Here is a 766-nt window from a genome sequence, read left to right as displayed (position 1 = left end):
CGTGCTCGGTAACGTCTCCCCGCGCTGCGCGCGCAAGAGGCCGTGCTGTCCTGCCTGGCCAACGCCCGACGCACTGTCGACGGGCTTGTCCCCAAAAGCCTGGAGATCGAGCGCAGGCTTTGACCTCGCCGCGCCTGAATCTGGAGCATCGCGCGCGCTTCTGCGCTTAGGGGACAATAGCGTTTTGACAGGTGCATAACCTACTGGCTGAAAGGGTGTTGCACTTGGAACTTGAGGCGGCCGCGTCTCGTCGGGCACATGAAAGATCGTAGCTGCAAGGCCATCGGCGACGCATGCATCATGCGCACCCAACAAGCGTTCAATTTCGCTGTACACCAACGTATGCGTGAGGCGCTCGTGACCATGCTCGGGCACCAACTGCGTAACGTGCCCCAGCACCTGCCGATACTGCTTATGTGCCATCACGTTCCCCTCGCAGCGCTCGGCCGCTTGATCGTTCTGGCTCTATCACAGCTGAAACATGCAACGCGGTTGCCACACGCGTGTCGCGCTAGCGGCTTATTTCAGTGCCAAGTAGACCACTAGCACAATGACAAGCACCACGACCAAGCTGATTGCGACGCGCCCGCCACGCAACTCCAACAAGGCATGCCACCAAACGCGTGCTTCCGATGTGCCGCTGGCGTGCTGCTTACTGCGACTGCTTTGGCTATCCTGCATCCTGAGTAAGGAGCCTCTAAAAACCCCAGCAATCTGCCATCATTGACTTGACGCCCTGCCAGCGGAGAACGACAGACATGATCAG

General features: G+C 59.4%; 1 pseudogene. It reads right to left on the bottom strand.

The features are described 5' to 3' along the window. Positions 1 to 423, bottom strand: a pseudogene (locus XpopCFBP1817_RS23490) (hypothetical protein); the annotation flags it as partial. Between the last annotated feature and the right edge of the window lie 343 nt (positions 424 to 766).

Source organism: Xanthomonas populi, assembly GCF_002940065.1.
Lineage (GTDB): Bacteria > Pseudomonadota > Gammaproteobacteria > Xanthomonadales > Xanthomonadaceae > Xanthomonas > Xanthomonas populi.
The sequence above is the reverse complement of the archived record's forward strand: the minus strand, read 5'-3'. Positions and strand labels throughout refer to the sequence as shown.